Source organism: Streptomyces sp. NPDC002328 (genome assembly GCF_042890065.1).
Taxonomy (GTDB): Bacteria; Actinomycetota; Actinomycetes; order Streptomycetales; family Streptomycetaceae; genus Streptomyces.
Genome location: NZ_JBIARQ010000012.1, coordinates 148,491 through 165,471, shown reverse-complemented (window position 1 = coordinate 165,471; position 16,981 = coordinate 148,491). Strand labels below are relative to the sequence as shown.

At 71.5% G+C, this 16,981-nt stretch carries 16 protein-coding genes; 12 read left to right on the top strand and 4 right to left on the bottom strand.

The genetic code is table 11. The features are described 5' to 3' along the window. The first annotated feature begins 35 nt into the window (after window positions 1-35). The 10 genes from ACFYX4_RS27355 (at window position 36) to ACFYX4_RS27310 (ending at window position 9,448) form a co-directional block, all read left to right on the top strand. Window positions 36-1,733 carry a nitrite/sulfite reductase gene (locus ACFYX4_RS27355; protein WP_389338768.1) on the top strand — a complete coding sequence of 566 codons (1,698 nt, stop codon included), beginning with the start codon at window positions 36-38 and terminating at the stop codon, window positions 1,731-1,733. Further along, window positions 1,730-1,909 carry a hypothetical protein gene (locus tag ACFYX4_RS27350; RefSeq protein WP_389338765.1) on the top strand — a complete coding sequence of 60 codons (180 nt, stop codon included), beginning with the start codon at window positions 1,730-1,732 and terminating at the stop codon, window positions 1,907-1,909. The genes ACFYX4_RS27355 and ACFYX4_RS27350 overlap by 4 nt, the downstream gene beginning before the upstream one ends. After that, window positions 1,906-2,616, top strand: a complete 711-nt coding sequence (locus tag ACFYX4_RS27345) for a phosphoadenylyl-sulfate reductase (protein ID WP_389338762.1) — start codon at window positions 1,906-1,908, stop codon at window positions 2,614-2,616. Before ACFYX4_RS27350 ends, ACFYX4_RS27345 begins: the two co-directional genes overlap by 4 nt. After that, window positions 2,613-3,266: an adenylyl-sulfate kinase gene (cysC, locus tag ACFYX4_RS27340; RefSeq protein WP_389338759.1), complete on the top strand. Its 654-nt coding sequence runs from the start codon at window positions 2,613-2,615 to the stop codon at window positions 3,264-3,266. The genes ACFYX4_RS27345 and cysC overlap by 4 nt, the downstream gene beginning before the upstream one ends. Next, on the top strand, window positions 3,263-4,198 hold the full coding sequence (gene cysD, locus ACFYX4_RS27335; protein ID WP_389338756.1) for a sulfate adenylyltransferase subunit CysD: 936 nt from the start codon (window positions 3,263-3,265) through the stop codon (window positions 4,196-4,198). Before cysC ends, cysD begins: the two co-directional genes overlap by 4 nt. Window positions 4,199-4,200: 2 nt before the next feature. Then, window positions 4,201-5,535: a sulfate adenylyltransferase subunit 1 gene (locus ACFYX4_RS27330; RefSeq protein ID WP_389338753.1), complete on the top strand. Its 1,335-nt coding sequence runs from the start codon at window positions 4,201-4,203 to the stop codon at window positions 5,533-5,535. Between the two features lie 235 nt (window positions 5,536-5,770). Beyond that, window positions 5,771-6,892, top strand: coding sequence for an ABC transporter substrate-binding protein (locus ACFYX4_RS27325; protein ID WP_389338750.1), 1,122 nt, complete (start codon window positions 5,771-5,773; stop codon window positions 6,890-6,892). A 12-nt stretch (window positions 6,893-6,904) separates the two neighbouring features. Next, entirely contained in the window at window positions 6,905-7,714 is an 810-nt protein-coding gene (locus tag ACFYX4_RS27320) for an ABC transporter ATP-binding protein (protein ID WP_389338747.1), read from the top strand. Beyond that, window positions 7,701-8,636 carry an ABC transporter permease gene (locus ACFYX4_RS27315; protein ID WP_389338744.1) on the top strand — a complete coding sequence of 312 codons (936 nt, stop codon included), beginning with the start codon at window positions 7,701-7,703 and terminating at the stop codon, window positions 8,634-8,636. Before ACFYX4_RS27320 ends, ACFYX4_RS27315 begins: the two co-directional genes overlap by 14 nt. 5 nt (window positions 8,637-8,641) lie before the next feature. Then, window positions 8,642-9,448, top strand: a complete 807-nt coding sequence (locus ACFYX4_RS27310; protein ID WP_389338741.1) for a sirohydrochlorin chelatase — start codon at window positions 8,642-8,644, stop codon at window positions 9,446-9,448. 38 nt (window positions 9,449-9,486) lie between these two features. Here ACFYX4_RS27310 and ACFYX4_RS27305 read toward each other — a convergent pair whose 3' ends face one another. Further along, window positions 9,487-10,470 carry an ArsR family transcriptional regulator gene (locus tag ACFYX4_RS27305; protein ID WP_389338738.1) on the bottom strand — a complete coding sequence of 328 codons (984 nt, stop codon included), beginning with the start codon at window positions 10,468-10,470 and terminating at the stop codon, window positions 9,487-9,489. Window positions 10,471-10,526: 56 nt separating this feature from the next. On the opposite strand from ACFYX4_RS27305, the gene ACFYX4_RS27300 reads away from it, so the two are divergent. Beyond that, on the top strand, window positions 10,527-11,840 hold the full coding sequence (locus ACFYX4_RS27300; RefSeq protein ID WP_389338735.1) for an MFS transporter: 1,314 nt from the start codon (window positions 10,527-10,529) through the stop codon (window positions 11,838-11,840). A gap of 117 nt (window positions 11,841-11,957) precedes the next feature. Here ACFYX4_RS27300 and ACFYX4_RS27295 read toward each other — a convergent pair whose 3' ends face one another. Genes ACFYX4_RS27295 through ACFYX4_RS27285 form a run of 3 tightly spaced genes read right to left on the bottom strand, consistent with a single transcriptional unit; the run spans window position 11,958 to window position 14,173 of the window. Further along, window positions 11,958-12,542, bottom strand: a complete 585-nt coding sequence (locus ACFYX4_RS27295; RefSeq protein WP_389338732.1) for a TIGR03086 family metal-binding protein — start codon at window positions 12,540-12,542, stop codon at window positions 11,958-11,960. Window positions 12,543-12,552: 10 nt separating this feature from the next. Beyond that, window positions 12,553-13,590: a ketopantoate reductase family protein gene (locus tag ACFYX4_RS27290; RefSeq protein ID WP_389338729.1), complete on the bottom strand. Its 1,038-nt coding sequence runs from the start codon at window positions 13,588-13,590 to the stop codon at window positions 12,553-12,555. A gap of 34 nt (window positions 13,591-13,624) precedes the next feature. Further along, entirely contained in the window at window positions 13,625-14,173 is a 549-nt protein-coding gene (locus ACFYX4_RS27285; RefSeq protein WP_389338726.1) for a DUF1697 domain-containing protein, read from the bottom strand. A 439-nt stretch (window positions 14,174-14,612) separates the two neighbouring features. Here ACFYX4_RS27285 and ACFYX4_RS27280 point away from each other — a divergent pair, with 439 nt between their 5' ends. Next, on the top strand, window positions 14,613-16,886 hold the full coding sequence (locus ACFYX4_RS27280; RefSeq protein WP_389338723.1) for an MMPL family transporter: 2,274 nt from the start codon (window positions 14,613-14,615) through the stop codon (window positions 16,884-16,886). Window positions 16,887-16,981 lie beyond the last annotated feature (95 nt).

The window sequence follows — 16,981 nt, the reverse complement described above, 5'->3', positions numbered from 1 at the left end:
CCGCTTTTTCGCCTGTCCCGAAGGACGTGTCCACCATGGCCGCCACCCCGCAGAATCCTGCCGCCTCCGCGCCCCGCCGCAAGGTGAGTCGTCACCGCGGTGAGGGTCAGTGGGCCGTGGGTCACTTCACCCCGCTCAACGGCAACGAACAGTTCAAGAAGGACGACGACGGTCTCAACGTACGGACACGTATTGAGACGATCTACTCCCAGCGCGGTTTCGACTCCATCGACCCCAACGACCTGCGCGGACGCATGCGCTGGTGGGGTCTGTACACCCAGCGCAAGCCCGGCATCGACGGCGGCAAGACGGCCGTCCTGGAGCCGGAGGAGCTGGACGACAAGTACTTCATGCTGCGCGTGCGCATCGACGGCGGCCGGCTGACCACCGAGCAGCTGCGGGTGATCGGTGAGATCTCGCAGGAGTTCGCGCGCGGCACGGCCGACATCACGGACCGGCAGAACGTCCAGTACCACTGGATCCGCATCGAGGACGTGCCCGAGATCTGGAACCGCCTGGAGGCGGTCGGCCTGTCCACCACCGAGGCCTGCGGCGACACGCCCCGCGTGATCATCGGCTCGCCCGTCGCCGGCATCGCCGAGGACGAGATCATCGACGGCACCCCGGCCATCGAGGAGATCCACCGGCGGATCATCGGCAACAAGGACTTCTCGAACCTGCCCCGCAAGTTCAAGTCCGCGATCTCCGGCTCGCCGCTGCTGGACGTGGCGCACGAGATCAACGACATCGCGTTCGTCGGCGTGGACCACCCCGAGCACGGCCCCGGTTTCGACCTGTGGGTCGGCGGCGGCCTGTCCACCAACCCCAAGATCGGTGTGCGGCTCGGCGCCTGGGTGCCGCTGGACGAGGTTCCCGAGGTCTACGAGGGCGTCATCTCGATCTTCCGCGACTACGGCTACCGGCGGCTGCGCACCCGGGCCCGGCTGAAGTTCCTGGTCGCCGACTGGGGCGCGGAGAAGTTCCGCCAGGTCCTGGAGGACGAGTACCTCAAGCGCGCGCTGGTCGACGGTCCGGCCCCCGCCCAGCCGGTGGAGCGCTGGCGCGACCACGTCGGTGTGCACCGACAGCAGGACGGGCGGTTCTACGTCGGCTTCGCGCCCCGGGTCGGCCGGGTCGACGGCGCCACCCTGGCGAAGATCGCCGACCTCGCCGAGGCGCACGGCTCCGGCCGCGTGCGCACCACCGTCGAGCAGAAGATGATCGTGCTCGACGTCGAGGAGGCGCAGGTCGAGTCCCTGGTCTCCGGCCTGGAGGCGCTGGACCTCACGGCCAGCCCGTCCCCGTTCCGGCGCGGCACCATGGCGTGCACCGGCATCGAGTACTGCAAGCTCGCCATCGTCGAGACCAAGCAGCGCGGCATCACCCTGATCGACGAACTGGAGCGGCGCGTCCCGGACTTCGACGAGCCGCTGACGATCAACATCAACGGCTGCCCGAACGCCTGCGCCCGTATCCAGGTCGCGGACATCGGTCTCAAGGGGCAGCTCGTCCTCGACGACAAGGGCGAGCAGGTCGAGGGCTACCAGGTCCACCTGGGCGGCGCGCTCGGCCTGGACGCCGGCTTCGGCCGCAAGGTGCGCGGCCTGAAGGTGACCGCCGAGGAGCTGCCGGACTACGTCGAGCGCGTCCTGAAGCGATTCCAGGCCGAGCGCGAGGACGGCGAGCGGTTCGCCGTCTGGGCGGCCCGCGCTTCCGAGGAGGCCCTCTCATGAGCGAGCGTGCAGCCCCCTTCTACTGCCCCTACTGCGGCGACGAGGACCTGCGTCCGAGCGAGGAAGGCCATGGCGCCTGGGAATGCGCGGCGTGCAACCGCGCATTCCAGCTGAAGTTCCTCGGGCTGCTCGCCCGGGGTGTTCGGCGTGACGACACGGGAGGGGACCGGATATGACGGCGGTTCAGCAAGCCCGCGGCGCAGAGGAGTTGAAGGCGCTCGCCGAGCGCGCCGGCCGTGAGCTGGAGGACGCCTCCGCGCTGGAGATCCTCCAGTGGGCGGTCGACGCCTTCGGCGAGGAGTTCTGCGTGACCTCCTCCATGGAGGACGCGGTGGTCGCGCATCTGGCGTCGCGTGTGCTGAAGGGCGTGGACGTGGTGTTCCTCGACACCGGCTACCACTTCCCCGAGACGATCGGCACCCGGGACGCGGTCGAGGCCGTGATGGACGTCAACGTCATCACCCTCACCCCGCGGCAGACGGTCGCCGAGCAGGACGCCGAGTACGGGCCCCGGCTGCACGACCGCGACCCCGACCTGTGCTGCAAGCTCCGCAAGGTGCGGCCGCTGGAGGAGGGGCTGCGGGGCTACCGGGCGTGGGCGACCGGGTTGCGCCGCGACGAGTCCCCGACCCGGGCGAACACCCCCGTGGTCGGCTGGGACGAGAAGCGGCAGAAGGTGAAGGTCTCCCCCATCGCCCGCTGGACCCAGGACGACGTGGACGCGTACGTCGCCGAGCACGGCGTGCTGACCAACCCGCTGCTGATGGACGGCTACGCCTCCGTCGGCTGCGCCCCCTGCACCCGGCGGGTGCTGGAGGGCGAGGACGCGCGCGCCGGCCGCTGGGCGGGCCGTTCGAAGACCGAGTGCGGGCTGCACGGATGACGGACACCCACCTCGTTCACACGCCGCCCACAGCCGCTGTTGCTACTGCTGTGACAGAAGGAACCGCTGCCACAGCAGCCACGGAAGCGACCACTGCGACCCAGGAGAATCACGTGACCACCGGAGCCACCGTATGGCTCACGGGTCTGCCGAGTGCCGGCAAGACCACCATCGCGTACGAGCTGGCCGGCCGGCTGCGCGAGGAGGGCCACCTCGTCGAGGTGCTCGACGGCGACGAGATCCGCGAGTTCCTCTCCGCGGGCCTCGGCTTCAGCCGCGAGGACCGGCACACCAACGTGCAGCGCGTCGGCTTCCTCGCCGAACTGCTCGCCCGCAACGGCGTCAAGGCGCTGGTGCCGGTCATCGCGCCCTACGCCGACAGCCGTGAGGCGGTGCGCAAGCGCCACCAGGAGAGCGGCACGCCGTACCTGGAGGTGCATGTGGCGACCCCGGTCGAGGTGTGCAGCGAACGGGATGTGAAGGGCCTGTACGCCAAGCAGGCGGCGGGCGAGCTGACCGGGCTGACCGGCGTCGACGACCCGTACGAGGCGCCCGAGGCGCCGGATCTGCGGATCGAGTCCCAGGACCAGACCGTGTCCCAGTCCGCGGCGTCGGTGTACGCCCTGCTCAGCGAAAGGGGACTGGCGTGACGACCGTCGCCGAGGCCGAAGAGGGCACGGGCAGCCCGTACGCCCTAAGCCACCTCGACTCCCTGGAGTCGGAGGCGGTGCACATCTTCCGCGAGGTGGCGGGCGAGTTCGAGAACCCGGTGATCCTGTTCTCCGGCGGCAAGGACTCCATCGTCATGCTGCATCTGGCGCTGAAGGCGTTCACGCCCGCGCCGGTGCCGTTCTCGCTGCTGCATGTGGACACCGGACACAACTTCCCCGAGGTCATCGAGTACCGCGACCGTGTGGTGGCCGACCATGGGCTGCGCCTCCATGTGGCCTCCGTACAGGACTACATCGACCGCGGTGTGCTGAAGGAGCGTCCGGACGGGACGCGCAATCCGCTCCAGACCCTGCCGCTGACGGAGAAAATCCAGTCGGAGCGGTTCGACGCCGTCTTCGGCGGCGGCCGTCGCGACGAGGAGAAGGCCCGCGCCAAGGAGCGGGTGTTCTCCCTGCGGGACGAGTTCTCCCAGTGGGACCCGCGCCGCCAGCGGCCCGAGCTGTGGAACCTGTACAACGGGCGGCACGCGCCCGGGGAGCACGTCCGGGTGTTCCCGCTGTCCAACTGGACCGAGCTGGACGTGTGGCAGTACATCGCCCGCGAGGACATCGCGCTGCCCGAGATCTACTTCGCGCACGAGCGCGAGGTGTTCCGGCGGTCGGGGATGTGGCTGACCGCCGGCGACTGGGGCGGCCCCAAGGACGGTGAGACCGTCGAGAAGCGGCTGGTGCGCTACCGCACCGTCGGTGACATGTCCTGCACGGGCGCCGTCGACTCCGAGGCGGTGACCCTGGAGCAGGTCATCACCGAGATCGCCGCGTCCCGGCTGACCGAGCGCGGCGCCACCCGGGCCGACGACAAGCTCTCCGAGGCCGCGATGGAAGACCGCAAGCGCGAGGGGTACTTCTAAGCATGAGCACGATCACGACCGAGGAGCTCTCGGCCACGACCCTGCTGCGGTTCGCCACCGCCGGCTCCGTCGACGACGGCAAGTCCACGCTCGTGGGACGGCTGCTGCACGACTCCAAGTCGATCCTCACCGATCAGCTGGAGGCCGTGGAGCGCGTCTCGGCGAGCCGGGGCCAGGAGGCTCCCGACCTCGCGCTGCTCACCGACGGGCTGCGCGCCGAGCGCGAGCAGGGCATCACCATCGACGTGGCGTACCGCTACTTCGCCACGCCCCGCCGCCGGTTCATCCTCGCCGACACTCCGGGCCATGTGCAGTACACGCGCAACATGGTCACCGGGGCCTCCACCGCCGAGCTGACGGTGATCCTGGTCGACGCCCGCAACGGCGTCGTCGAGCAGACCCGCCGGCACGCCGCCATCGCCGCGCTGCTGCGCGTCCCGCACGTCGTGCTCGCCGTGAACAAGATGGACCTGGTCGACTACCGCGAGCCCGTCTTCGCCGCGATCGCCGAGGAGTTCACGGCGTACGCGACCGAGCTGGGCGTCCCGGAGGTCACCGCGATACCGATCTCGGCGCTCGCCGGGGACAACGTGGTGGAGCCGTCCGCGACCATGGACTGGTACGGCGGCCCGACGGTGCTGGAACACCTGGAGACCGTTCCCGTGAGCCACGATCTGGCGCACTGCCACGCGCGGCTGCCCGTGCAGTACGTGATCCGGCCGCAGACCGCCGAGCTCCCCGACTACCGCGGCTACGCGGGCCAGATCGCCGCCGGCTCCTTCCGGGTGGGCGAGCCGGTCACCGTCCTGCCGTCCGGGAAGACGTCGACGATCGCCGCGATCGAGCTGCTGGGCCGGACCGTCGACGTCGCGTGGACGACGCAGTCGGTGACCGTGCGGCTTGAGGACGACATCGACGTCTCGCGCGGCGACCTGCTGGTGCCGAGCAAGGACGCGCCGGCCACCACCCAGGACGTCGAGGCCACCGTGTGCCATGTGGCCGACCAGCCGCTGAGCGTCGGCCACCGGGTGCTGCTCAAGCACGGCACCCGCACGGTCAAGGCGATCGTCAAGGACATCCCGTCCCGTCTCACGCTCGACGACCTGTCCCTGCACCCGCATCCGGGACAGCTCGTCGCCAACGACATCGGCCGGGTGAAGATCCGCACCGCGGAACCGCTTCCCGTCGACTCCTACGCCGACTCGCGCCGCACGGGCTCGTTCATCCTGATCGACCCGAACGACGGCACCACGCTCACCGCGGGCATGGTCGGCGAGTCCTTCGCCTCCCCGGAGCCGGTCAAGGACCGTGCCGAGGACGACGGGTGGGACTTCTGACGATGAACTCCCCCGACTTCTACTCCACGTTCGCGAAGGAGGGCGGCCGCGTCGGCAGCGGCGCCCTCGGCAGCGGGCAGGGCGGAGTGGCGCGATGTGCGCGCTGACGTACGCGCACCGCTCGCGCGCCCTGTCCCCCCACCCGACGTCCCGGAAGCGACGAAGACCCCTTGCCGAACTCCCGGCCACGACCTGAGAGACCGTGACCGCCGGGCCAACGAGAGGAACACCTCCCGTGCCTGCCAACACCTCCGCCCGTTCGGGCTTTCTTCGCCGCGGCATCGCCGCCGTAGCCGCTCTTCCCCTGCTCACCCTCGCGGCCTGCGGCTACGGCTCCGAGTCCGACGACAACCCCTCCGCCCAGAAGGTCGCCGCCGGCGCGGAGAAGATCGACGGCCTCGACTCCGTCAAGATCGGCTACTTCGGCAACCTGACCCACGGGACCGCTCTGGTCGGCGTGAACAAGGGCTACTTCCAGAAGGCGCTCGGCGCGACGAAGGCGCAGTACCAGATCTTCAACGCCGGACCCTCCGAGATCGAGGCGCTCAACTCGGGCTCCATCGACATCGGTTGGATCGGCCCCTCCCCCGCGATCAACGGCTACACCAAGTCCGCGGGCAAGAACCTGCGCATCATCGGCGGTTCGGCCTCCGGCGGGGTGAAGCTGGTGGTCAACCCGGAGAAGATCAAGTCCCTGAAGGACGTCAAGGGCAAGAAGATCGCGACCCCGCAGCTCGGCAACACCCAGGACGTGGCGTTCCTCAACTGGATCGCGGAGCAGGGCTGGAAGGTCGACGCGGAGAGCGGCAAGGGCGATGTGTCGGTGGTGCGCACCGACAACAAGGTCACCCCGGACGCCTACAAGTCGGGCTCCATCGACGGCGCGTGGGTGCCGGAGCCGACCGCGTCGAAGCTGGTCGCCGAGGGCGCGAAGGTGCTGCTGGACGAGGCCGACCTGTGGCCGGACAAGAAGTTCGTGATCACGAACATCATCGTGTCGCAGAAGTTCCTGAAGGAGCACCCGAAGGCCGTCGAGGCGGTGCTGAAGGCCTCGGTCGAGGTCAACAAGTACATCAACGCCAACCCGGACGCCGCGAAGGCGGCGGCCAACGCCCAGCTGAAGACGGACTCCGGCAAGGCGCTGCCCGCGGAGGTGCTGGACCCGGCGTGGAAGTCGATCCAGTTCACCAACGACCCGCTGGCCTCCACCCTCAACACCGAGGCGCAGCACGCCGTGAAGGCCGGTCTGCTGGAGGACCCGCTGCTGGACGGCATCTACGACCTCGCCCCGCTGAACACGGTCCTCAAGGCCGCGGGTGAGAGCACTGTCGACGACGCCGGCCTCGGCGCCAAGTAAGCCCGAAGTCGGATGAGTTCCCAGGAGGTGACGACCATGGCCACCACCCTCGCCAAGGCCGAGAGCGCCGAGTCGGTGCAGTACGCCGCGCGTATCGAGCACGTCTCGAAGTCCTTCGCCGGGCCCGCCGGGCAGCAGCTCGTCCTGGACGACATCACACTCGATGTCGCGCCGGGAGAGTTCGTCACCCTCCTGGGGGCCTCCGGCTGTGGCAAGTCCACGCTGCTGAACCTGGTGGCGGGGCTGGACGAGCCCAGCTCCGGCCGCATCACGACCGACGGGCGTCCGTCTCTGATGTTCCAGGAGCACGCCCTGTTCCCGTGGCTGACCGCGGGCAAGAACATCGAACTCGCCCTGAAGCTCGGGGGAGTTCCGAAGAACGAACGGCGCGGCCGGGCCGAGGAGCTGCTCGCCCTGGTGCGGCTGAGCGGCTCGTACGGCAAGCGGGTGCACGAGCTGTCCGGCGGTATGCGGCAGCGGGTGGCGCTGGCCCGGGCGCTCGCCCAGGAGAGCCGGCTGCTGCTGATGGACGAGCCGTTCGCGGCGCTCGACGCGATCACGCGAGACGTGCTGCACGACGAGCTGACCCGGATCTGGGAGGAGACCGGGGTGTCCGTCCTGTTCGTCACGCACAACGTGCGGGAGGCGGTGCGCCTCGCGCAGCGCGTCATCCTGCTCTCCTCCCGCCCGGGCCGGGTGGAGCGGGAGTGGACGGTCGGCATTCCGCAGCCGCGCCGCATCGAGGACGCGCCCGTGGCCGAACTGTCCCTGGAGATCACCGAAGTCCTGCGTGGGGAGATCCGCCGTCATGGCCAGCACTGAGACCACCGACCCGAAGGCCGGCGCCTCCGCCTCGGCCGCGGCCTCGTCCTCCGCCGAGGACAGGGCCGGGCTGGGGGGTCTGGAGGCGGGCCTCGACGCCCTGGAGACCTCGTCGGCGGGCCGTACGCCGTTCCGTGAGACCTTCGTCAACAAGATCCTGCCGCCGGTGCTGGCGATCGCCGTGGTGCTGGTCGTCTGGCAGGCGCTGGTCTCCTTCAAGATCGTCGACGATCCGAGCAAGCTGCCCTCGCCGGCCGACGTGGGCGGCGAGTTCCAGGACGCCTGGCTGGAGGGCAAGCTCCTCGAGTACATCTGGACCAGCGTCTCGCGCGGTCTGCTGGGCTTCCTGCTGGCGCTGGCCATCGGCACCCCGCTGGGGCTGATCGTGGCCCGGGTGAAGTTCGTGCGGGCGGCCATCGGTCCGATCCTGTCCGGGCTCCAGTCGCTGCCGTCGGTGGCGTGGGTGCCGCCGGCGGTGATCTGGCTGGGTCTGAACAACTCGATGATGTACGCGGTGATCCTGCTGGGCGCCGTCCCGTCCATCGCCAACGGTCTCGTCTCCGGCATCGACCAGGTGCCGCCGCTGTTCCTGCGGGCCGGCCGGACGATGGGGGCGACGGGGCTGAAGGGCGCGCGGTACATCGTCATGCCGGCCGCGCTGCCCGGCTACCTGGGCGGTCTGAAGCAGGGCTGGGCGTTCTCCTGGCGGTCGCTGATGGCGGCGGAGATCATCGCCTCCTCCCCCGATCTGGGCATCGGTCTGGGCGCGTTGCTGGAGAACGGCCGCAACGCCAGCTCCATGGCCATGGTGTTCGAGGCGATCATCCTGATCCTGTTCGTCGGCATCGCGATCGACCTGCTGATCTTCAGTCCGCTGGAGCGGCGGGTGCTGCGCGGTCGCGGTCTGCTGGTGAAGGGCTGATCTCCATGCGCCGTCAGCCGGTCGGCCCCGTCCTCGTCGTCATCGCCCACGGCAGCCGCGACCCGCGGCACGCGGCGACCGTCCACGCCCTGGTGCGGCGGGTACGGTCGCTGCGGCCGGGGCTGCGCGTGGAGACCGGCTTCCTGGACTTCAACATTCCTTCTGTGCAGGGCGTGTTGGAGTCCCTGGCGGCGGAGGGCGTGCGGGACGTCGTGGCGCTGCCGCTGCTGCTGACGCGGGCCTTCCACGCGAAGGCGGACATCCCGGCGGTGCTGCGGGACGCGCCGTCGCGGCTGCGGATCCGGCAGGCGGAGGTGCTGGGCCCGTCGCCGCTGCTGCTGTCCGCGCTGGAACGCCGTTTGTACGAGGCGGGGTTGACGCCCGTCGACAAGTCCTCGACCGGGGTCGTGCTGGCCTCGGCGGGGTCCAAGGACCCGGAGGCGATCGCGGTGATCGCAGACATCGCGCGGGAGTGGTGGCACACCGGTTGGTGCGCCGTGCGGCCCGCGTTCGCCTCCGCCGGCTCTTCCTCCGCGGGGTCTTCCTCCGCCGGCTCTCGCTCCGCCGGCGCGCCCGCGGGGTTCCCGCGTACCGAGGACGCGGTGCGGGAGCTGCGCGCGTTGGGCTGCTCGACGGTGGCGGTCGCCCCGTACGTGCTCGCCCCCGGCTTCCTGCCGGACCGCATCGCCCGCGGCGCGGCGGAGGCGGACGTCCTGGCCGACGTGCTCGGCCCGTCCCCGGAGGTGGCCCGCGTCCTCCTCGAACGCTACGACGCCGCCCGTGTGCCCCTGTTGGCGGCGGTGGGGGCGTAAGTCCCGGCATCCACAGCCCAGTTGCGGAGAACCGACGGTCAACGGCACAGGTCGTCGCCCAGGGGTGAGCGGACGTACCGTACGGTCCTGCCGTGACGGGTGCGGGTGAGGAGCCCGACGTCGTGGAGGATCGCGAGGTGCTGGCTGACCGCGCCCGGGGTGACCTCCAGGCGGTGGGCGAGCTCCGTCGTGGAGGCCGGTTCGGCGAGCAGCAGGAGCAGCCGGGTCCGGGCCCGCCCGAGGAGCCGTACGAGGGCCTGGTCGCTGACCGGGGGCGGCTGTTCGGCGAGGGTGGCCCGGCCGCGGGCCGGGTAGATCAGCACCGGCGGACGGGCGGGGTCGATCAGGAACTGGGCGCCGCGCGCGAAGAGCGTCGGCAGCAGCACCATGCCGCGGCCCGCGACGCTGATGTCGGCCCAGGGCACCTGGCCGAGGAAGTCCCTTGTGTCCACGCGCAGATGGCTGCCCGTCCAGGAGAGCCGCCCGTCCAGTCCCGGCAGCAGCTCGGCCGCGCCCCGCTCCGCCAGGACCCGTCCCCGATAGGCGAGATCGGCCTCCAGGACGCTCTGTGCGCGGGGCCACCAGTCGGGGGCGAGGCAGGTGTGCCAGTAGGCGTCGAGCGCGTCCGTCAGCCGGACGAGGAGGCGGTCGGGCCGGGCGAGACCGCGGGCGACGACCGGCGGCAGCGCGTCCTCGGTGCGGTAGGCGGCGCGGAGGTCGGCCGCGACGACCTCGGGCGGGGTCTCGCGGACGCGGTCGAGTTCGTCGGCGAAGACGGGGCGGGCCCGGTCGGGGCGCGGGGTGAGGAAGTCGGGGACCCACAGCCAGGGGGCGACCAGCGCGGTGAGCAACTCACGGTCGAGGGCGTCCAGTCGGGGTCCGATACGGCGCAGCCAGGGCCGGTGGTGCGGGTAGCGGCCGGGGTCGCTCAGGCTGCGCAGGGAGAACGCCGCCTCCTGGAGCGGGGAGTAGGCGAAGGAGGTGGTGGCGAGGTCGCCGACGTCGAAGCGGAACTCGATCATTGAGCGCCACGCTAAATCAGTGCCGCCGCCCGCCCATCGCCGGGTTGGGTGTCGGCATGACCATCACCCCGGCCGACTCGGCTTCCGACAAGGGCGGTTCGCCCGACGCTGACGCGGTGGACGGACCCGCCGCCCCCCGGGTCTCCGGGCTGCTGCCCGCCGACCCCGTCCTGCGCCGCGCCGCGCTGCTCACTCTCGTCAACTCCCTGGGAAACGGGCTCTACTTCCCGCTCGGCGTCCTGTACTTCACCCGGATCGTCGGCCTCGACGCGACGGCGGTCGGGCTCGGGATGACGGGCGCGGGGCTGGTCGGCGTGGCGGCCGGGGTGCCCGCGGGGCGGGCGGCGGACCGCTGGGGCGCGCGGCGCGTGGCCGCGCTGCTGTGGGCCGGCACGGGGGTGGCGACGGCCGCGTACGTGCTCGTGCACACGTACTCCGGTTTCCTCGTCGCGGTGGTCTGCGCGACCGGGTTGCAGATGGCGTCGCGCGGTGTGCAGGGCGCGCTGTACGCGGAGGTGCTGCCGGTGGCGACGCGGGTGGAGTCGCGGGCGTATCTGCGGACGGTCACCAACGTCGCCATGGGGCTGGGCGGGGTGTTCGGGGCGGTCGCGCTGCAACTCGACACGCGTGACGCGTATGTGACGGTCATTGTGATCAACGCGCTGTCCTTCGCGGGGCCCGCGCTGCTCATCCCCGGTCTGCCGCGGGCCCCGCACGCCCTGAGCCGTGCGGCCCTCGGCGACGACACCCCGGCCGGGGACCGCTGGCGGGCGGTGCGCGATCTGCCGTATCTGACGGTGACCGTGCTGAACGCGGTTCTCGTCGTGCAGTACACGCTCGCCGAGGTGGGGCTGCCGCTGTGGATCGTCGAGCGGACCGAGGCCCCGCGCTGGACGGCCGCCCTGCTGATGATCGTGAACTGTGTGCTGGTGGCCCTGCTCCAGGTGCCGGTGGCCCGCCGCTTCTCCCAAGTGCCCGGTGCGGTGCGGGCGATGAGCTGGTCGGGGCTGCTGCTCGCCGCCGCCTGCGCGGTGTACGCCCTCTCGGCGGGCCTCTCCCCCGTCTGGGCCGTGCTCGCCCTCACCGTCGGCGCCGTCGTCCACGTCTTCGCCGAGGTCCTCTCCGCGGCGGGCGGCTGGACCCTCGGCTACGCCCTCGCCGACGCCCGTGTGCACGGCGTCTACCAGGGGGTCTTCGGAGCGGGCATGTCCGCGGGCATGATGGCGGGCCCGGCCCTGGTCACGGTCACCGCGATCAGCCACGGCTCGGCGGGCTGGGCCGCCCTGGGCCTGCTGTTCGCGGCAGCGGGCCTGGCCGTGGGCCCAGCGGCCCGCTGGGCGAGCCGGGACGCTTGGCGGGGCGAGGGATGAGACGGCGCGAGGGACGAGGCGGCGGGCGGCGCGAGGCGTCCAGGCGGCGGGCGGCGCGAGGCAGCAGGCGGCGGGCGGCGCGAGGCGTCCAGGCGGCGGGGGCGGGGGGGTGTGTCGTCACGGGCCCAGTTTTGGGTTCCTGCCGCTCGCTGCCAGTGCGCGGGTGAACACGGGGGCGTCCGGTGGGGTCGGTACCGGTGGCGCGAAGCCGTCGTACTGGCGGTACAGGTCGCCGTGGCGTTCGACGACGTCGAGGATCAGTCGGGCCGCGCCGTCCGAGACGCGGAACGTCTGGCCGGTGCAGACGGCCACGTCCCAGCCGTGGACGGCCGTCTCCTTGATGATCATCCCGGCGAGTTCGGGGGCGGGCAGGCTGCCGCCGCCGAGGTCGACCTCGCCCTCCCACACCGCCGGGTCGGCCCACGCGGCGACCGCGCGGTCGAGCTGGTCGGCGTACGCCTCGGCCCAGTGCGGGTCGGCGGTGAAGTCGCGGGCGACGAGCTCCTCGGGGAGCTGCTTGCGCAGGGCGCGGTGCTCCAGGCCGTGGGAGGTGTAGAGGACCCAGTGGTCGACCAGGGCGCGCAGGTCCCAGTCGGTGCAGTGCGTGGGGTCGTCGAGTCGGGCCGTGGGGACGCCGCGCGCGACGCGCGACGCCTCGGCGGCGCATTCGGACATGTACCGGTGCGTCTCGTCGTACTTCATGCGGCTCACGCTAGGGACGCGCGCCGCCGGGGTCTTGAACGAACGCGACAGCGTCGTCCGCCAGCCGGGTCAGTTCGCGCACCGGCAGCGAGCCGGGCCGCCTGCGTTCGCGCGCGTGCTGGTTCGCGAGCCGTTGCAGGAGTTCGTTCAGCGGGGTCGGGACCCTGTGCAGCCGGCCCAGCAGGACGATCTCGCCGTTGAGGTGGTCGGCCTCGATGGTGCCGGCGCCCCGGCTGAGGGACTGCCAGGAGGAGCCGCCGCCGCGCGGGACGCCGTCCAGCGGCACCAGGGTGACCTTGTCGCCGCGGGCCGCCCGCTGCTCCTCGGGGCTCACGAAGTCGATGCCCGCGGCCCGCAGCACGGCCTCCCCCTCGGCCCGCACCCTCCCGAACAGCGCGGCGGCCTCCTCCCCGTCGAGCGGGCCGCTGACCGCCTCCAGCGCGTTGCCCAGGTTGGCCAGCAGCTTGGCGTACTGCCAGCGGGACACGTCCGGGACGACCGGCGCCTCGAAGCGCGCCTTCTCCAGGTCGGCGGCGATGCGGTGGGCGGTCTCGTCCACGCCGTGCGGGAAGCGGCCGAGGTGGAGCACCCCGGTGAGCGGGGCGCCGGCGGCGCTGACCAGGCCGGGGTCGAGGTGGGTGCACGGCAGCCAGACGCAGACGCCGTAGACGTGCCGGAAGCGACGCAGGGCCAGGCGCTGACTCTCCACGCCGTTCTGCGCGCAGACCAGCGGCAGCAGCTCGGCCGCCGTGCCCCCGCCGTCGACCGGGGCCGGTCCCCACGCGCTCAGGGCGGACTCGCTGTCCTGGGTCTTCACCGCGAGGACGAGGACGTCGTCGGGGCGCAGCGCGCCGAGCGCGTCGGGTCCTTCGACGACGGGCAGCCGGTAGGTCAGCTCGCCCTCGGGCACCCGCAGCCGCAGGCCGCCCTCGGCGAGCGCCGCCCGGTGCGCGCCCCGCGCGACCAGCACGACCTCGTGCCCGGCTCCCGCGAGCCGCCCTCCGACGGTTCCGCCGACCGCTCCTGCCCCGATGATGATGTAGCGCATGGGACGAGCGTCGCACAGGTGTGTGGACGCCGGATCAACTCCGTGTCATCTCCACCAGTTTGACCACGGTGTTCCAGTTCCGGGTCGTCGCGGTCAGCCCCTTGGTGAGGCGGGGCCTGGACAGCTGCTCGGCGAGCTTGGAGCGGCCGAGGCCCTCGGGGGCGTACAGGTACAGGACGCGGTCGCCGAGGCGGAACTCCTCGGGGAGGAACGCCTCCCGGTCGATCTCCGCGAAGCGTTCCGGGGCGACGGGCGCGGAGAGGTAGGTCGCATGGAGCTGCTTGGCCTCCAACTCGGCGGCCGGGAAGGGGCAGTTCTCGGCGACGGCCCTCAGATAGGCGTGGTCGCGGACGATCACGTCGACGGCGAAGCCGAACCGCTCCTCGACCGCCCGCGCGAGCTCCTCGGCGAGGCTGTCGTCGTCGCCGCGGTCGGAGGTGAACACGGCCTGGCCGCTCTGGAGGTAGGTGCGCACGCCGTCGTGGCCGAGGCCCTCGATGAGGGCCCGCAGGTCGGCCATGGAGACCTTCCGGGCGCCGCCCACGTTGATGCCGCGCAGCAGCGCCGCGTACGTCGTCGTCATGCGCCCACAGTAGGGCGGCCGTCGTGCCCCGTGGGGGTGGGCACGAGGGCCGCCCGCCCCGGGCGCCGGCGCCGGCGCTCGCCCGGGGGCTGCGCGAAACTCTGGCCGATGCGCGGGGCGCGGATCAACTCCTCGGCGACTTCTCCACATCCCTGTGACGGGTTCGACAAACTTGCGCGACGACAAAGCCGGAGCTTCGCCGACGGACCGGACAACGGGCTCTTCGCGCCGGTCACTCTGATGATCATCCCCGAGACGACGGAAATAGATGTAAGGGCCCACCTCCTCCCCAGCGGTGAGACGGCGCGGTCCGAGCGGAGGACCCGGGCGGACGCGACCTCACCGGGCAGCACGACGAGATGGCCTTATCCGGCCCATACCTTCATAGCGAAAGGTGTCGGCAGGGGCCGCCGCCGTGGCTGTAGGGGGAAAGCCCGTCATGGGGAAGAGCGGAGATTCGCGGGTGCGGGGCATCGCCGCGCGGGCCGGCGGCTGGAGCGCCCGGCACCGGTGGTCCGCCGTCGGGATATGGGTGCTGTTCGTCGTCCTGGCCGTGGGGCTCGGGTCGGCGGCAGGCCGGGTCGACGTCAAGGACAGCGACCAGCTGAAGGGCGAGACGCACACCGCCGCCAAGATCATCGAGGATGCCGGGATCGAGGAGCCGGCGAGCGAGACGGTCCTCGTCCAGGCGAAGGACGGCGGCCTGAAGGCCACGGACGCCGAGTTCCGGCAGGCCGTCGAGGCGGTCATGAAGGCCGTCGAGGCCACGGGCGAGGTCTCCGACGTCACCTCCCCCTACGACGCGCAGACCATCTCCAAGGACGGCCGCAGCGCGCTGGTGCAGTTCGACATGCGCGGGGCCTCCGACACCGCGGGCGAGCGGGTGGAACCGGTCCTGGAGGCCGTCGAGGGTGTGCAGAAGGAGCACGGGTCGCTGCGGATCGAGGAGATCGGCGGCGCGAGCATGATGAAGACGTTCGACGACGCGTTCGGGGACGACTTCCAGAAGGCCGAGTATTCCGCGGTGCCGGTGGCCCTCGGCATTCTGCTGATCGCCTTCGGCGCGGTCGTCGCGGCGCTGCTGCCGGTGCTGCTGGCGGTCAGCGCGATCATGGCGACGATGGGCCTGATGGGTCTCGTCAGCCATGTGATGCCGATGAGCGACACCGCCAACTCGGTGATGCTGCTGGTGGGTCTGGCCGTCGGCGTCGACTACTGCCTGTTCTATCTGCGCCGTGAGCGCGAGGAGCGCGCGGCGGGCCGGGACGCGCAGACCGCGCTGCGGATCGCCGCCGCGACCAGCGGCCGGGCGATCGTCGTCTCCGGTGTCACGGTGTGCGTGGCGATGGCGGGCATGCTGTTCACCGGGCTCGCCGAGTTCGAGGCGATGGGTCTGGCCTCGCTGATGGTGGTGGCCGTGGCCATGGTCGGCTCGGTGACCGTGCTGCCCGCGCTGCTGTCGCTGCTGGGCGGACGGGTCGAGAAGGGCAAGATCCCCTACCTGCACCCGGAGAGCAAGCTCCGCCGCAAGCGTGGGCGCGGCACCGGCGAGAGCCGGTTCTGGACGGCCGTGCTCAAGGGCGTCCTCGCCCGGCCGGTGATCTCGGTCGTCGTCGCGGCCGGCGCGCTGCTCGCCATCGCCGCGCCCGCGCTCGGCATGAAGACGCAACAGCTCACGCTGGACCAGGAGTTCGGCGACTCGCTGCCGATCGTGCAGACCTACAACCGGCTCAACGAGGCGTTCCCGGGCGGCTCCGAGCCGGCCGAGGTGGTCGTCAAGGCGAAGGACATCAACGCGCCCGAGGTGAAGTCCGCGCTCGCCGACTTCCGTGAGCGGGCGGTCAGTTCGGGCGCCTCGCAGGGCCCGGTCGAGATCAAGCTGCACGACCAGCAGAACGTCGCCTTCGTGTACGTCCCGCTGGTCGGCGGCTCCGACCTGGACAAGGCGGGCGCGAGCCTGGACAAGCTGCGCGACGAGGTGCGGCCGGCCACGCTCGGCAAGGTGGCGGGCCTGGACGCGCCGATCACCGGACAGGTCGCCGGTTCCAAGGACTTCAACGACCAGCTGGGCGGAGCGGTCGTCCCGGTCTTCGCGTTCGTCGTGGTCTTCGCCTTCGTGCTGATGCTGCTGTCGTTCCGCTCGCTGACGATCGCGATCACGTCGATCGTGCTGAACCTGCTGTCGGTGGGCGCCGCGTACGGCATCCTCGTGGGCGTCTTCCAGCACGGCTGGGGCGCGTCGCTGGTGGGCGCGGAGGGCGTCGGCGCCATCGTCACCTGGCTGCCGCTGTTCCTGTTCGTGATCCTGTTCGGCCTGTCGATGGACTACCACGTGTTCGTGGTCTCCCGGATCCGTGAGGCACGGCTGCGGGGGCGGACGACGAAGGACGCGATCACGCACGGCGTGGTCACCACGGCGGGCGTCGTGACCAGCGCCGCCGTCATCATGGTCGCCGTGTTCGCGATCTTCGGGACGCTGACCATGCAGTCCATGAAGCAGATGGGCGTGGGCCTGGCGGCGGCGGTGCTGATCGACGCGACGATCATCCGGGGCGTGCTGCTCCCGGCGGTCATGGCGCTGCTCGGCGAGGGCAACTGGTACCTGCCGAAGTGGCTGCACCGGCTGCCCGACCTCACCCACGACGAGTCGCCGGAGGCGGTCGCGGTCGCGCCGGCGGCGCGGGACGACGAGGGCGAGCCCGTGAGGGTCTGACAGTCCGCCAGGACTGCTGGAACGCGGTCCGTCAGGGCTGCTGGAACACGGTCCGTCAGGGCTGCTGAAACGTGAGGGCCCGTCGGTCTCTTGGG

What these genes read in the sequence shown, in the direction of transcription:
- ACFYX4_RS27355 (WP_389338768.1), top strand. Translation starts at nt 36, where the DNA reads ATGGCCGCCACCCCGCAGAATCCTGCCGCCTCCGCGCCCCGCCGCAAG.
- ACFYX4_RS27350 (WP_389338765.1), top strand. Translation starts at nt 1,730, where the DNA reads ATGAGCGAGCGTGCAGCCCCCTTCTACTGCCCCTACTGCGGCGACGAG.
- ACFYX4_RS27345 (WP_389338762.1), top strand. Translation starts at nt 1,906, where the DNA reads ATGACGGCGGTTCAGCAAGCCCGCGGCGCAGAGGAGTTGAAGGCGCTC.
- cysC (WP_389338759.1), top strand. Translation starts at nt 2,613, where the DNA reads ATGACGGACACCCACCTCGTTCACACGCCGCCCACAGCCGCTGTTGCT.
- ACFYX4_RS27330 (WP_389338753.1), top strand. Translation starts at nt 4,201, where the DNA reads ATGAGCACGATCACGACCGAGGAGCTCTCGGCCACGACCCTGCTGCGG.
- ACFYX4_RS27320 (WP_389338747.1), top strand. Translation starts at nt 6,905, where the DNA reads ATGAGTTCCCAGGAGGTGACGACCATGGCCACCACCCTCGCCAAGGCC.
- ACFYX4_RS27315 (WP_389338744.1), top strand. Translation starts at nt 7,701, where the DNA reads ATGGCCAGCACTGAGACCACCGACCCGAAGGCCGGCGCCTCCGCCTCG.
- ACFYX4_RS27310 (WP_389338741.1), top strand. Translation starts at nt 8,642, where the DNA reads ATGCGCCGTCAGCCGGTCGGCCCCGTCCTCGTCGTCATCGCCCACGGC.
- ACFYX4_RS27305 (WP_389338738.1), bottom strand. Translation starts at nt 10,470, where the DNA reads ATGATCGAGTTCCGCTTCGACGTCGGCGACCTCGCCACCACCTCCTTC.
- ACFYX4_RS27300 (WP_389338735.1), top strand. Translation starts at nt 10,527, where the DNA reads ATGACCATCACCCCGGCCGACTCGGCTTCCGACAAGGGCGGTTCGCCC.
- ACFYX4_RS27295 (WP_389338732.1), bottom strand. Translation starts at nt 12,542, where the DNA reads ATGAAGTACGACGAGACGCACCGGTACATGTCCGAATGCGCCGCCGAG.
- ACFYX4_RS27290 (WP_389338729.1), bottom strand. Translation starts at nt 13,590, where the DNA reads ATGCGCTACATCATCATCGGGGCAGGAGCGGTCGGCGGAACCGTCGGA.
- ACFYX4_RS27285 (WP_389338726.1), bottom strand. Translation starts at nt 14,173, where the DNA reads ATGACGACGACGTACGCGGCGCTGCTGCGCGGCATCAACGTGGGCGGC.
- ACFYX4_RS27280 (WP_389338723.1), top strand. Translation starts at nt 14,613, where the DNA reads ATGGGGAAGAGCGGAGATTCGCGGGTGCGGGGCATCGCCGCGCGGGCC.